Annotated in this window: 12 protein-coding genes; all 12 read left to right on the top strand. The window is 62.1% G+C overall.

What is annotated here, in order from left to right:
- The first annotated feature begins 24 nt into the window (after positions 1-24).
- A complete protein-coding gene (locus ACE4YL_RS13205; RefSeq protein WP_461359712.1) occupies positions 25-909 on the top strand; it encodes a MurR/RpiR family transcriptional regulator in 885 nt (294 codons plus the stop codon).
- Positions 906-1610, top strand: a complete 705-nt coding sequence (locus tag ACE4YL_RS13200; RefSeq protein ID WP_461359711.1) for an N-acetylmannosamine-6-phosphate 2-epimerase — start codon at positions 906-908, stop codon at positions 1608-1610. Before ACE4YL_RS13205 ends, ACE4YL_RS13200 begins: the two co-directional genes overlap by 4 nt.
- Before the next feature lie 11 nt (positions 1611-1621).
- Positions 1622-2545 carry an N-acetylmuramic acid 6-phosphate etherase gene (gene murQ, locus ACE4YL_RS13195; RefSeq protein ID WP_461359710.1) on the top strand — a complete coding sequence of 308 codons (924 nt, stop codon included), beginning with the start codon at positions 1622-1624 and terminating at the stop codon, positions 2543-2545.
- Between the two features lie 6 nt (positions 2546-2551).
- Positions 2552-4111, top strand: a complete 1560-nt coding sequence (locus ACE4YL_RS13190; RefSeq protein ID WP_461359709.1) for a glycoside hydrolase family 3 protein — start codon at positions 2552-2554, stop codon at positions 4109-4111.
- Between the two features lie 111 nt (positions 4112-4222).
- Positions 4223-5992 carry an ABC transporter substrate-binding protein gene (locus ACE4YL_RS13185; protein WP_461359708.1) on the top strand — a complete coding sequence of 590 codons (1770 nt, stop codon included), beginning with the start codon at positions 4223-4225 and terminating at the stop codon, positions 5990-5992.
- A gap of 93 nt (positions 5993-6085) precedes the next feature.
- Positions 6086-7057, top strand: a complete 972-nt coding sequence (locus ACE4YL_RS13180; protein ID WP_461359707.1) for an ABC transporter permease — start codon at positions 6086-6088, stop codon at positions 7055-7057.
- Positions 7058-7071: 14 nt separating this feature from the next.
- The gene (locus ACE4YL_RS13175; protein ID WP_461359706.1) at positions 7072-8172 is read left to right on the top strand and encodes an ABC transporter permease; all 1101 of its coding nucleotides are present in this window, start codon (positions 7072-7074) and stop codon (positions 8170-8172) included.
- An 18-nt stretch (positions 8173-8190) separates the two neighbouring features.
- Positions 8191-9336 (top strand): anhydro-N-acetylmuramic acid kinase, encoded by a 1146-nt coding sequence (locus ACE4YL_RS13170; RefSeq protein WP_461359920.1) that lies wholly within the window; start codon positions 8191-8193, stop codon positions 9334-9336.
- Between the two features lie 86 nt (positions 9337-9422).
- Positions 9423-11090, top strand: a complete 1668-nt coding sequence (locus tag ACE4YL_RS13165; RefSeq protein WP_461359921.1) for an ABC transporter substrate-binding protein — start codon at positions 9423-9425, stop codon at positions 11088-11090.
- A 57-nt stretch (positions 11091-11147) separates the two neighbouring features.
- Positions 11148-12134 (top strand): ABC transporter permease, encoded by a 987-nt coding sequence (locus ACE4YL_RS13160; protein ID WP_461359922.1) that lies wholly within the window; start codon positions 11148-11150, stop codon positions 12132-12134.
- A complete protein-coding gene (locus ACE4YL_RS13155; RefSeq protein WP_461359923.1) occupies positions 12131-12991 on the top strand; it encodes an ABC transporter permease in 861 nt (286 codons plus the stop codon). Before ACE4YL_RS13160 ends, ACE4YL_RS13155 begins: the two co-directional genes overlap by 4 nt.
- Entirely contained in the window at positions 12992-14002 is a 1011-nt protein-coding gene (locus tag ACE4YL_RS13150) for an ABC transporter ATP-binding protein (protein ID WP_461359924.1), read from the top strand.
- The last annotated feature ends 113 nt before the right edge of the window (positions 14003-14115 follow it).

Here is a 14115-nt window from a genome sequence, read left to right as displayed (position 1 = left end):
AAAAACACAAGGCGGAGGGATGTCATGCACTATCCCATCAGCGCTCAGGACCAGGAGGTACTGGCCAAGCTGCGCATGCTGCGCAGTTCCTTACGCCCCGCGGAAAGGGCCGCGGCGGATCTGATCCTCGCGGATCCCCGGGGGGTGACCACCATGACCATCGCGGAGATGGCGGCTGCGGCCAACTGCAGTGAAACCACCATCACCAGGATGGCTAAGGCCTTGGGTTTCCAGGGTTTCGGTGAGCTGAAGCTGGCCATTGCCACAGAGCTGCCCCAGCGCCAGAGCAACCTCTTTGAGGCCCTGGAACCGGAAGACAGCTTGGCCGCGGTGGCCGGCAGGTACTTCCACGACTGCATCCAGTCTTTCAAGGATACCCTCAGGTTTTTGGAAGTGGATCGCCTGGAGGCGGCGGTAGAATTGATCGGCCGCAGTTCCCGGGTGGGCTGCTTTGGCGTAGGGGCTTCTGGGCTCGTGGCCAACGATGCCCAGCAGAAGCTGCTGCGGGTGGGTGTGCGGGCCTGGTCCTTTGTGGATCCCCATGAGCAGATCTTCTTCGCCAACGGTCTAGGGGCAGGGGATCTTGTGCTCTGCATTTCCCATTCCGGCGAAACCATGGATATCCTGGAATCCATGCAGGTGGCCAAGGATAACGGTGCCCAGGTGGTGAGCATTGTGGGCAGTCCCCGCTCCCGCCTGGCCCTAGCTTCCCATGTCTTCCTTTTGGCCCTCTCCAACGAGCTTCCCTTTAGGAGCGGTTCCATGGTTTCCCGCCTCTGCCAACTGGCGGTGGTGGACCTGATCGCCCTGGGGATCGCGGCCAGCCGCAAAGAAGAGATCCTAGACCGCTTCGGACGGGTGCAGCAGACTGTGTACCAGCGCTCCATGGATGGGCGGGGCGGCAGGTGAGGCCTGTGGATGCCCAAAGGTTCAAGGAGATCGTCCGGGGCAAGCTGATCGTCTCCTGCCAGGCCCGGCCCGGTACGCCCCTGGATCACCCCCTGATCCTGGCGGCCATGGCCCAGGCGGTGGAGCAGGGCGGCGCGGCGGCCCTGAGGGCTGCGGGCGCGGCCAACATCGCCGCCATGCGACGGGTGGTGAAACTGCCCATTATCGGTTTGCACAAAAGGGCGAACCGGGAGGAGACCTACATCACGCCCCTTTTCGAGCAGGCCCGGGAGCTGGCGGAGGCGGGGGCTGATCTCATCGCCGTACAGGCCACAAGTCCGCGGCTGGGCAGCTGCACGCCCCTGCCGGAACTGATCTCCAGGATCCAGAGGGAACTGGGCCTTGCGGTCATCGCCGACATCTCCACTTTACGAGAGGCGGAGGCCGCCGCGGCCGCGGGGGCAGATCTTGTGGCCACAACCCTCTCGGGTTATACCCCCCACAGTCCGCAGCAGGAGGGGCCGGACCTGGAGCTGGTGGCCGCGATCGCCCGGAGGGGCATCCCGGTCCTGGCGGAGGGTAGGTACCGCACCCCGCAGCAGGCTGTGGAGGCCCTGCGCAGGGGAGCTCTGGCGGTGGTGGTGGGCACTGCCATTACCATGCCCGACTATCTGACCCGCCATTTCGTCCAGCACCTGGAACAAGCAGAAGAGCACAGCTGAGCGAAGGAGCGATGACGGTGAAGGATCCGCAGCTGGAAGATTTACTTACGGAAACGCGCAATCAAGCCACCATGCACATTGATGAGCTGCCCATCGGGGAGGCGATCAGCCTGATCTGCGCCGAAGACCGCCGGGCGGTGCAGGCGGTGGAGGAGGAGACTCCGAGCATGGTCAAGGCGGTGGAAGTGATGGTGGCCGCATTGAAAGGCGGCGGCCGGGTCTTTTACATGGGCTCTGGCACCAGCGGCCGGGTGGGAGTTTTGGATGCTGCGGAGCTGCTGCCCACCTTTGGCGTGGGGGAGGATGCCTTTAAAGCGATCATGGCCGGGGGAGAGCGGGCCATGTTCCACCCGGTGGAAGAGGCGGAGGATAACTGGACGGCGGGGGCCCTAGACCTTTTGGCGGAAAACCCCCAGCCCCGGGATGTCTTGGTGGGAATCACCGCCAGCGGCCGCACGCCGTATGTGCTGGGCGCGCTGGAGAAGGCCCGGGAAATCGGTATGGGGACCATCGGCCTCACCTGCAACCGGGATACTCCCCTGCACAAACTGGCGGAGATCGTCATCGCCCCGGTGGTGGGCCCCGAGGTGATCGCCGGTTCTACCAGGATGAAGGCGGGGACCGCCCAGAAGCTGGTTTTGAATATTCTAAGCACCGTGACCATGATCCGCCTGGGGAAGGTGTACCAGAACCTGATGGTGGATATGCAGGCCACCAATGAAAAGCTGCGCCGCCGGGCGGAGCGGATTGTGATGGAAGCGGCGGGGGTGGACCAAAGGGCCGCCCAAGACGCCCTCAAGCAGGCGGAAGGGAGTATCAAAGCGGCCATCGTCATGCTGGAGGCAGGCTGCGATCTGCCCCGGGCCAAGGAGCTTCTAGCCGCGGCGGAGGGCTTTGTGGCCGGAGCCATCAGGCTGGCAAAGGAGCAGAGGTAGATAGGGATGGATCTTGCTTTGGAAGCAAAAGTGGGACAGCTGCTCATGGTGGGCTATCCCCGAAGGGAAATCACCCCCTTTCTGCGCAACCTGATCAGCGAATACAACTTGGGAGGCGTGATCCATTTCGCCCGCAACGTGGGTGAGCTGCGCCGCTTCGCGGAGCTCAACGCCGAGCTCCAGGAGCTGGCCGGCCGATCTCCCAGCGGGGCGCCGCTTTTCAGCGCGGTGGACCAGGAAGGTGGTACCATCGCCCGGCTCACCCAGGGGCTGGCGGTAGCCCCCAGCGCCATGGCCCTGGGCGCCGCGGGCAGCCCTGAACTTACCAAACAGGTCTGTGCCGCCGCCGCCTGCGACCTGAGGGCCGTGGGGATCAACATGAACCTGGCCCCCGTGGTGGATGTGAACAGCAACCCCCACAACCCGGTGATCGGTGTGCGCTCCTTCGGCGAGGATCCCCACCTGGTGGCTAGCCTGGGGGCTGCCGCCATCCGGGGTTACCAGAGGTACTTGGCCGCGGTGGCTAAGCACTTCCCGGGGCACGGGGATGTGGATTTGGACCCCCATCACCACCTGCCGGTCCTAAGCCACGGCCGGCAGCGTCTGGAGGAGATCGAGCTTGTGCCCTTCCGGGCTGCGGTGGCCGCAGGGGTGGCGGGGATTATGGCGGCCCATGTGGTCTTTCCCGCCCTGGAGTCCCGGGAGAAGCTTCCTGCGAGCCTCTCCCCTAGGGTACTCACGGGCCTGCTCCGGGAGGAGCTGGGCTATGAAGGCTTAATCATCACCGACTGTATGGAAATGGCAGCCATCAAACAGACGGTGGGGACGGTGGAAGGCGCGGTGCAGGCCATCGCCGCGGGGGCGGATCTGGCCATCATCAGCCACAGCGAAGATCTCCAGGCCCAGGCCCTGCAGGCCCTGGTAGCGGCGGTGCGGGAGGGGAGGATCCCCGAAGAACGCATTGACCAGTCGCTGCAGCGGATTTTGAAGCTTAAGCGGCACCTGGCCCGGCAGCTGGATCTCAAGCCAGGGGGGCCGGAGCATGTGGAGATTATGCGGGAGGCCATCCGCCGGAGCATCACACTTGTGCGGGATGGGGGCAATCTGCCCCTGGGCGGTGAACCCATCTTGGTGGTGGAGTTCCAGGAGCAGGCCGCCACCCAGGCGGAGGATGTCCTCCTGGGCGTGGGCACCCTGGCCCGGGCCTTGCAGGAAAAGGGTTCAGCCAAGCTCCAAGCCGCCGCGGTGGGCAGCTCAGGCTCTGACCAGGAGCTGGCCGCGGTTTTGGCCCAGGCCAGGCAGGCGGCGAAGGTCCTGGTGGTCACCTCCGATGCCCACCGCAACCCCGCCCAGGTGGGGCTGGTTGGGGCTTTGCTGGCTGAGCACGGGCGGGTGATCGTGGTAGGATCCCGCACGCCCTACGAGCTCCAGGCCTTCCCGGAAGTGCCCACCTACATCGCCGCCTACGGCAGCAGGCCCTTGGTCTGGGATGTGGTGGCGGAGGTGCTCTTGGGCAAGGCCCAGGCCGGGGGCCGGCTGCCGGTGAGCATTCCGGGCCTCACTTGATACTTCGGCCCACGGTTTTGTCCCTGACTGAAAACCTTGGGGGGAGGTGGTTGCCGTTAAGAACTGATAGGAATGGCGCTGTCCGAGACAAATCGCAAGGAGGTAATAACTGTGAAGAGAGTTGCGCTGGTTTTGCTTTTGTTGTTGGCCTTGGCGCTTCCTGCCGCCGCTCAACTTCCCCCCAATCCGGCGGTGGTTGACCCGGCTCTCTTCGAGGAGATCGGGACCTACGGCGGCGAACTGGTGCTGGGCCTGTCCGCTGCACCCCGCTCCTTCAACTTCTACGGAGTGATTGACAACAACGCCTACACGGTCCTCTACAACATCCTGGATCCCTTAGTCGCTGAAAACCCCGCAACCGGGGAGCTCATCCCGGCCCTGGCGGAGCGCTGGGAAGTGGATGAAACGGGCACCCAGGTCACCTTCTACTTAAGGGATGTGCTCTGGTCAGATGGAACGCCCTTCACCGCGGATGATGTGGTCTTCACCATGGTGCATGTGGTGATGAATCCCAATGCGGAGGGGAACTCCGTGGACCGCTTTACCCTGGGCGGCCAGCCGGTGCTCTGGGAAAAAGTGGATGACCGCACGGTCAAGGCCATCCTGCCTTCGCCCTACGGCGCCTTCACCAGGGTGCTTTCCCATGCCCTGATGGTACCCAAACACAAACTGGAACCCTATATCGCCGCCTTGAACCGGGGGGTGGAGCCGGGGACCATCAACCAGGCCTGGACGACGGATACACCTGTGGAAGATATCGTGGGCACGGGGCCCTTCGTACTCAGCGAGTACATCGTGGATCAGAAGATCACCCTCAAGCGAAATCCCTACAGCTGGCGGGTGGACCCCGAGGGTAATCAGCTGCCCTATGTGGACCGCTTGGTTTATCTGATCGTGCAGGATCCCGAAGTGATGCTGGCCCAGTTCCGGGCGGGGGAGATCCACCGCATCACCATCACCGGACAGAACTACCCGGCCCTGAAGCGGGAAGAGCTGGCTGGCGCCAATTACCGGGTGCTCACCGGCTCACCTGTGAGCCCCACCCCCAGCCCGCCGCACCTGTCCTTCAACTGGGATGTGGATGATGCTGAAAAGCGGGAGATCTTCCGCAACGACAAGTTCCGCCAGGCGATGGAATACACCATCGACCGCCACCGGATCATCGAGGATGTCTACAACACCCTGGCCATCATCCCGGGAGTACCGGTCCTGCCGGCCAACAAGGCGTTTTACAACCCCGAGATCGAAAAGATCATGCGGCCCTATGACCTGGACAAAGCCAAGGAGCTCCTGGAGGAGCTGGGCATTGTGGACCGCGATGGCGACGGCATCCGGGAGCTGCCCAGCGGCCGGCCCTTTGAGCTGACCCTAACCACGGCGGTGAATGTCCAGGCCCACAACGATATCGCGGTGATCCTCAAAAACGAATGGGACCAGCTGGGCATCCCCACCCACCTCCAGCTGATCAGCTCCGCCCTGGTGGGCGAGCGGCGCAGTGCCGGTGAGTTCGAAGTGATGATCGAAGCCTTCGGTAACCAGCCCGATCCGCAGCTGCGCAAGGCCATCTGGCAGCCGGGAAGGGCCCTGTACTACTGGCACCGCAGCACCATGGACGAAAACCAGCAGCCGGTGCTGGAGAACATGGTGGATTGGGAGCGCCGGGTCTTTGACCTCTTTGAACTAGGCGAAGTGGAAATGGATGTGGCTCAGCGCAAAGCCTACTACGACGAGTGGCAGGAGATCTACGCCGACAAGGTACCGGTGATCTTCATCGCCAAGGGGATGGAGCTGGCCGCGGTGAGCAACGCTGTGGGCAACGTTTTCATCCAGGAAAACGGCCAGATCATCGGCACCAATTACACGGCGTTCATTAAGCAGTAAACAGGCGGCTCAACTTCTGGAAAAGGAAACCGGCCAAAGGTACCGCCCAGGCGGTGCCTTTGGCCCCACTCCCGTCATTGGAAGGATGATCCTATGGCCCGCTACATCCTGCGCAGGCTGGCCATCATGGTGCCCATGATGGTGCTCATTTCCATCCTCTGTTTCGCGGTGATCAAGCTGCAGCCTGGGGATTTCACCACCCAGTACCTAACCGATCCCCGGGTTACCCCCGAGATGGTGGCGCAGATCCGCGCCCGTCTGGGGCTGGACCAGCCCGCGCCGCTGCAGTACTGGACCTGGGTGAAGGGAATCCTCACCCGGGGTGATTTTGGTTACTCCTTTGCCTACAAGCGCCCTGTCCAGGAGCTGATCTGGGAGCGGCTGGGCTGGACAGTGGTGGTGGCCGGGGCCACCATGCTCTTTTCCTGGGTTGTGGCCATTCCCATCGGAATTTATTCTGCAACCCACAAGTATTCATTCCTGGATTACTTCCTGACTTTTATCGGGTTTATCGGGGTGAGCATACCCAGCTTCTTCCTGGCCCTGGTGCTCATGTACCTGAGCCTGCGCCTGGGTGGCACTGCCGTGGGGGGCCTCTTCTCCCAGCAGTACATCGGCGCGCCCTGGACCTGGGCCAAGTTTGTCGATTTGCTCAAACACCTGTGGATCCCCCTGATCGCCATCGGCCTAAGCGGGACTGCTGGTTTGATCCGCCTCATGCGGGCCAACCTCCTGGATGTGCTCCAGGCCCAGTATGTGGTCACCGCCCGGGCCAAGGGGCTCAGCGAGCGGGTGGTGATCTACAAGCACGCGGTGCGCAACGCCATCAACCCCTTGATCTCCCTTCTCGGCATGCAGCTGCCGGAGCTGATCAGCGGAACCATTGTCACCTCCATCGTGCTCAATCTACCCACCATGGGCCCCTTTTTCTACGATGCCCTGATCAACGGGGATCAGTACCTGGTGATGACCTTTTTGATGTTTTCTGCCTTTTTGATGCTCCTGGGGAACCTGATCGCGGATATCCTCCTGGCTTGGTCCGACCCGCGCATCAGATTTGAGTGAAGGGGGGAGAGGGTATGGCTCAAGAGTGGAAAGTGCTGTCCCAATCACAGCTGATGCTCCGCCGCTTTAAGGCTCATCGCCTGGGCATGCTGGGCTTTTTCGTGCTGGCCTTCCTCTACCTTTTGGTTATCTTTGCTCCCTTCATCGCGCCAACTGACTATTTGGTCCAGCGACGGGACTACACCAACTGTCCCCCCACCAAGCTGCACTGGCGGGATGCCGACGGCCGCTTCAGCCTGCGGCCCTTTGTGTACGGTATGCAGCGGAGCCGGGATCCCATTACCCTGGAGGTGCGCTGGGAGGAGGATACCAGCAGGAAGTACCCCGTTTATTTCTTGGTGCGGGGGCACAGCTACAAGTTCTTAGGCTTCCAGTGCGATCTGCATCTGTTCGGCGTGGACGCCGACTCCGGCGGCCAGCTCTTCCTCTTCGGCACCGACCGCTTCGGCAGGGACCTTTTCGCCCGCACCCTGTACGGCGGGCGGGTCACCCTCAGCGTGGGCGTGTTCGGAATCCTTTTGAGCTTCCTCATCGGCACAGCCATGGGCAGCATTTCCGGCTACTACGGCGGCCGGGTGGATAACGCCATCCAGCGCTTCATCGAGCTTTTGCGCTCCTTTCCCCGGATTCCCCTGTGGCTGGCCCTCTCGGTGATGCTGCCGCCTAACTGGTCTTCGGTGAAAGTGTATTTTGGCGTAGTGACCATCCTGGCCTTTTTGGACTGGACCAGCCTGGCCCGGGTGGTGCGGGGGCAGTTTTTGAACCTGCGGGAAAAGGAGTTTGTGGAAGCGGCCCGGGCCCTGGGCGCGGGGGACCGCAGCATCATCTTCCGCCATATCCTGCCCAACATCGTCAGCTACCTGGTGGTCACCGCCACCTTGTCCTTCCCGGGTATGATCATGGGGGAGAGCACCATCAGCTTCTTGGGCCTGGGGATCAAGGAGCCCATGACCAGCTGGGGGCTGCTTTTGCGGGATGCCCAGAGCATGGATGTGATGCGCATGCAGCCCTGGCTGATGATCCCGGGGATTTTCATCGTGGTCTCCGTTTTGGCCTTCAACTTCATGGGCGATGCCCTGCGTGATGCCTTTGATCCCTTTGCTACTGGAGCTTAAGCTTCGGGGGTGAGCAGGATGGCTGCGCGCCTAGCTGTGGGCCTGATGTCAGGCACCTCTCTGGATGGAATCGACGCCGCTTTGGTGCGTATCTACGATGATGATCGCTTTGAGCTTGTGGAATTTTTGACGCAGCCCTATACCCCGGCGCAGCGGGCTTGGCTGCTTTCCCTGTGCGACCCTGCTACTTCCCATGTGGAGGCCATCTGCCGGGCCAACATGGAGCTGGGTGAGCTTTTCGCCCAGGCGGTGTTCGCGGTGGCGGAGCGGGCGGGGATGGCTCTCCATCAGATCGACTTGATCGGTTCCCACGGCCAGACCATCTACCATATTCCCGGCCGGGCTACACTGCAGATCGGTGAACCGGCGGTGATTGCCAACCGCACGGGGGTTGTCACCGTGGGGGATTTCCGGCCGGCAGACATTGCTTTAGGGGGACAGGGGGCGCCCCTGGTCCCCTATTTCGACCAGATCGCCTTCCGCCACCTGGCCCCCGCTGCTGTGCAGAATATCGGGGGGATCGGTAATGTGACCTTGGTGCTCGAGGAAGGTGCTGTGGCTCCGGTGCTGGGTTTTGACACCGGCCCCGGGAACATGGTGATCGATGCGGTGGTGGAGATGATCACGGAAGGTCAAGAGAGCTTCGACAGGGATGGGCAGATCGCGGCCCGAGGGAGGGTGGACCAAAGGCTTTTAGCGCGCCTTCTTTCCCACCCCTATTTCCACCAGGCCCCGCCCAAGACCACCGGGCGGGAGCTTTTCGGCAGGGAGTTCGCCCGGGAGTTGGTGGCAAGCTCGGGCCTGTCGGGGGAGGATCTGGTGGCCACCGTCACCGCCTTTACCGCCCACAGCATCGCCCAGCAGTACGAGCGGTTCATTTTTCCCCACGCCGCTCCCCAGCTGGTCATTGTGGGGGGAGGGGGCAGCTACAACCCCACGCTCATGGGGATGCTCCAGGATCTTCTCCCCATCCCAGTACTCACCCATGAGGCGGTGGGCCTTCCGGGCAAAGCCAAGGAAGCGGTGGCCTTTGCCTTCCTGGCCAAGGCGGCCCTGGAGCGGAGGACGAACAACGTGCCGGGAGCAACCGGGGGCAGGCCCGGGGTTTTGGGCAAGATCTGCTATCCACCAAGCGATGGACACCGCGAGGCGGTGCCATCCTAGCTATTATGGGCAGAGGAGGTGAGAGCGGGGCAGGAACAGTTGCTGGCCAAACCGAACAAAGCTAATTCAGCAGGAGGAGGTAAACCATGAGCAAGTCACGCTGGTTTGTGTTTTGGTCTATCCTGTTGGCGGTGGTTTTGGTCCTACCTGCCCTGGTCAGCGCCGAAGTAAGGCGCGGCGGCATCGTTAGAATAACCGAGGGCAGGCAGGGTGTGCTGGTCAAAAACTTCAACCCCTTCTCGCCAACCGCCCTCCAGTCCACCCTGGGGCATTTTTATGAGCCCCTGCTGGTGAGCAACAACTACACCGGGGAGATCATCCCCTGGCTGGCCAAGTCCTACCAGTGGTCGGAGGACCTGACCACCTTAACGCTCTATCTCCACGACCATGTCTACTGGAACGATGGAGTGAAGTTCAGCGCGGATGATGTCCTCTTCACGTTTAACCTGGGCCGGGAGAACGCCGCCCTGGATCGGGCGGGCATCTGGCAGCAGGGCCTTGTGGATGTGGTCAAGGTGGATGACTACACCCTGCAGCTGATCTTCGACGGTGTGAACATCCCCATCCTCACCAGGGTGGCAGAGGTGTATATCGTCCCCGAGCATATCTGGAAGGACGTGGAAAACCCCGGGGAGTGGACGGGGAACGAGAATCCCGTGGGCACAGGTCCCTTTATGTTCGTTGAAGGGAGCTTCACCGAGTTCTCCTACAGCCTCACCCGCAACCCCAATTACTGGCGGATGGGCGAGGATGGATTGCCGCTCCCGTACATCGACGGGGTGCAGTATATCGGGGCTACCGGCAATGAGCAGGCGGCCATGAAGATCATCAACGGGGAAGTGGACTGGGGCGGCTATTTCATCGCCAACATCGACCAGGTCTATGTGGCCCGTGACCCGGAGCACAACCACTACTGGCTGCCGGAAGGCAACATCGTCTACCTGAGTTTGAACAACGAAGCTGCGCCCTTCAACAACCCCAAGGTGCGCAGGGCGGTGGCCATGGCCATTGATCCGGTGGAGATCACCACCATCATGGCTTCCGGGGCCCTGCCGGCGGACCGCTCCGGGGTGAAGAAGGCCTTCCTGCCCTGGGTGCCCGAGGAGGCCAGGGCCTTTGCCGCGGAGTTTGACCCAGCCGGGGCAGTCGCGCTTTTGGGGGAGGAAGGCTATCGCATAGGCAGCTCTGGGATCATGGAAAAGGACGGAGTTCCCCTCTCCTTTGAGCTCTATGTGCCCACCGGCTGGAGCGACTGGATTATCGCCTGCGAAGTGATCAGCGAACAGCTGGCCGCGGTAGGCATCCAGGCCCGGGTGGTCCAGCTGGCCTGGCCTTCCCCCTTCATGGATAACTTGATCAACGGCGACTACCAGATGTCCATGGGCTACGCCACCTCGGGCTCCTCGGCCTTCTTCCAGTTTGACAACATCCTCCATTCCCGGCACTACGCGCCCATCGGGCAGGCCGCGGACACCCATTCCGGTGTGCGCTACCAAAACCCGGTGGTGGATGAGGCCCTGGAGGCCTTTAGGCGCACCGCCGATCCCAACGAGCAGGCGCAGCTGATGGGAACGGTGATCACCGAGTTCATGAGGGACGTGCCCTTTGTGCCCCTCTTCTTTAACCCCATCTGGTTCCAGTACAGCACCCGCAACTTCACCGGCTGGCCCAATGAGGAGAATCCCTATGTAGATCCGCACTTTGCGGGCATGGGCAAGATGCTTATCTTCCTCAACCTCCAGCCCGTGCAGTAACAGGGCAATCCCCCAGCTCCGCTGGGGGATGCCCCTCCAAGGTAAGGTGAACAGCAGATGAAGTACTTCCTGCGCAAATTGACCTGGTTGCTCCTGGCGGTTTTCTCCGCCATCGTGGTCAACTTCGTGCTGCCCCGCCTGATGCCGGGGGATCCGGCCACGGTGCTCATCCACCAGCTGGGCAATCTCGATCCCGCGGCGGAATCGGCCATCCGGGCCGCCTTCGGGGGACAGAGCGACATGAGTCTCCTGCAGCAGTTTTGGCTCTACTTCACCAACCTGCTCCGGGGAGATCTGGGCTTGTCGGTGAGCCACTATCCCGCGCCGGTCCTCACCGTGCTGGGGAAGTCAGTTCCCTGGACGGTGGGTCTGGTGGGTCTGGCCACTGTGATCAGCTTTGTCCTGGGCACTCTTCTCGGGACGGAGATCGCCTGGAGGAGGGAGCATTCCCTTTCCTCGGCGGTTCTAGGTGTTTTCCTCTTTGTCCGCTCCTTTCCCTTTTTCTGGCTGGGCTTGGTTTTGGTCTACTTCTTTGCCTTCCGCAACCCCATTTTTCCTTTGGGAGGCGGGGCGGATCCCAATATCCTGGACCGGACTTCCTGGGAGTTTGTCCGTTCCGTGGTTAAGCATGGCTTTCTTCCCGCGGCCACCGTGGCCCTCACCTCCCTGGGGTATTGGCTTTTGCTCATGCGCAACAACATGTTCAACGTGCTGGCGGAAGACTACATCACCGCCGCCGAGGCCAAGGGGCTCTCTACGGCCCGGATCAAGTACCACTACGCGGCCCGCAACGCCGTTTTGCCCTCCATCACCGGCTTTGCCATGCAGCTCGGTTTCGTTGTGGGGGGCAGCCTTATGACGGAAATGGTGTTTTCCTACCCAGGGGTGGGCTTCATGTTCTACCAGGCCACCCAGCAGAGGGACTACCCGCTGATCCAGGGCGTATTCCTGTTTGTTTCCCTGGCCGTTTTGGTGGCCAATTTCCTGGCGGACCTGGCCATTTTGGCCCTGGATCCCCGGGTGAGGGGGGGTAGCGCCGAATGATGCGGGATTTCGCCGGCCTCTTCCTCAGCAACAGGAAGGCTCTGGCCGGTTTGGTGTTCCTGGGTCTGTTTGTGCTGGTGGCGCTGCTCGCGCCCCTGCTTGCTCCCTACGGCCCCCACCAAAACCGGGGGGAGGACGGGCGCCGGTTCCAGATGCTGGCTCCCCCCAGCAGGGAGCATCTTCTGGGCACCACCCAGACCAGCCACGATATTTTCTCCCAGTTTATCTACGGCACCCGCACCAGCTTGTTTATCGGGCTCAGTACGGGGCTGCTCACCAGTTTCATCTCGGTTGCGGTGGGGCTTGCCGCTGGTTACTTCGGCGGTTGGGTGGACGAGGTCGTTTCCTTTGTGATCAACGTCTTTTTGGTCATCCCCACCCTGGTGCTGATCATTGTCATCGCCACCTACATCAGACTGGAGGGGATCCTCCCCATCGTGCTGGTCCTGGCCCTTACCGGCTGGGCCTGGGGCGCTAGGGTGATCCGGGCCCAGGTGCTCTCGGTGCGCCAGCGGGAATACGTGCAGGCCGCGGAGGTCTTGGGGGAACGCCCCCTGGCCATCGTGTTCCGGGAGATCCTGCCCAACATCATCCCGCTGGTCATGGCTACTTTCCTGTCCTCCACCGTGGCCGCGGTGCTGGGGGAGGCCTCCCTCTCTTTTTTGGGCCTGGGGGACCTGACTGTGGTCTCCTGGGGCACCTTGCTGTACTGGGCCCGCAACAGCGCAGCCCTGCTCTACGGTGCCTGGTGGTGGTTCCTGCCCCCGGGCCTGGCCATCGGCTTACTCGGGACGGCCCTGGCCCTTTTGAATTTCGCCATCGATGAAATCTCCAACCCCAAACTGCGCCAGAGGTAGGTGAACCGCTTGAACGATGTTGTTTTGCAGGTCAAAGAGCTGGAAGCGGGCTATGAGACCAGGCTGGGCCGGGTGCGGGCCGTGGACCGGGTCAGTTTCAACCTGCGCCGGGGAGAGTTTTTGGGGCTGGCGGGGGAATCCGGCTGCGGCAAATCCACTCTGGCCTTTGCCCTCATGAACCTGCTCAAGGGCCGCGGCAAGATCTTCGCCGGGGAGATCATCCTGGAGGGGCAGAACCTCGCCTACCTGCCCGAGGAGGAGCTGCGCCGGATCCGCTGGAGTAAAATCTCCATGGTTTTCCAATCGGCCATGAGTGCCTTAAATCCAGTGCTCACCATCGAGGAACAGCTCCTGGACGGAATTTTCGCCCACAGGCGGGGTATACCCAAACGTGCGGCCCGGGAAAGGGTAAGGGAGCTGATGGAACTGGTGGATCTCCCTCCGGATCGGCTGAGGGACTACCCCCATCAGCTGTCGGGGGGTATGCGGCAGCGGGTGATGATCGCCATGGCTCTGCTCCTGCAGCCCCAGGTGGTGATTATGGATGAGCCCACAACTGCCTTGGACGTTGTGGTGCAAAGGACCATTATGGAGAAGATCGAGGAGCTCCGCAGGCGCTTGGGCTTTGCCGTCATTTTCATCACCCATGATCTCTCGCTGCTCCTGGAAGTGGCGGATCGGATCGCGGTGATGTACGGGGGTAGGCTGGCGGAGGTGGCCCCGGCGCGGGATCTGTACGCCAGGCCCCATCACCCCTACACCCAGGGTCTTTTAAGTTCCTTTCCGGCCCTCTTGGGGGAGGGAAAGGATTACGGGGGCATCCCGGGTAAACCCCCGAGCTTGCTGAACCCCGAGCCGGGCTGCCTGTTTTACGAGCGCTGCGGGCAGCGTATGGCTAGATGCACTCGGCCCATCAAGCTCAGGCACGTGGCCCCAGACCATCAGGTGGCCTGCCATCTCTACGCAGAGGAGGGGAGCCCCGATGACAGGGGAGCAGCTGCTGGAGCTTAAGAATGTATCGGTGTACTTCCCCATCAGGCGCTTTGCAGCCCCAACCCAGTATCTCAATGCCCTCAGGGATGTCTCTTTGAGCCTGGCCAGGGGTGAGATCTTGGCCCTGGTTG

It is taken from the genome of Candidatus Darwinibacter acetoxidans (assembly GCF_041936445.1).
Taxonomy (GTDB): domain Bacteria; phylum Bacillota; class Limnochordia; order Darwinibacteriales; family Darwinibacteriaceae; genus DTU010.
Note: the sequence above shows the minus strand (reverse complement) of the source record. Positions and strands in the feature narration are given on the sequence as shown.

Excerpts from the sequence above, each read along its gene's own strand:
- ACE4YL_RS13175 (WP_461359706.1), top strand. The coding sequence starts at position 7,072 with ATGGCTCAAGAGTGGAAAGTGCTGTCCCAATCACAGCTGATGCTCCGC.
- ACE4YL_RS13205 (WP_461359712.1), top strand. The coding sequence starts at position 25 with ATGCACTATCCCATCAGCGCTCAGGACCAGGAGGTACTGGCCAAGCTG.
- ACE4YL_RS13180 (WP_461359707.1), top strand. The coding sequence starts at position 6,086 with ATGGCCCGCTACATCCTGCGCAGGCTGGCCATCATGGTGCCCATGATG.
- ACE4YL_RS13155 (WP_461359923.1), top strand. The coding sequence starts at position 12,131 with ATGATGCGGGATTTCGCCGGCCTCTTCCTCAGCAACAGGAAGGCTCTG.
- murQ (WP_461359710.1), top strand. The coding sequence starts at position 1,622 with ATGACGGTGAAGGATCCGCAGCTGGAAGATTTACTTACGGAAACGCGC.
- ACE4YL_RS13190 (WP_461359709.1), top strand. The coding sequence starts at position 2,552 with ATGGATCTTGCTTTGGAAGCAAAAGTGGGACAGCTGCTCATGGTGGGC.
- ACE4YL_RS13170 (WP_461359920.1), top strand. The coding sequence starts at position 8,191 with ATGGCTGCGCGCCTAGCTGTGGGCCTGATGTCAGGCACCTCTCTGGAT.
- ACE4YL_RS13160 (WP_461359922.1), top strand. The coding sequence starts at position 11,148 with ATGAAGTACTTCCTGCGCAAATTGACCTGGTTGCTCCTGGCGGTTTTC.
- ACE4YL_RS13165 (WP_461359921.1), top strand. The coding sequence starts at position 9,423 with ATGAGCAAGTCACGCTGGTTTGTGTTTTGGTCTATCCTGTTGGCGGTG.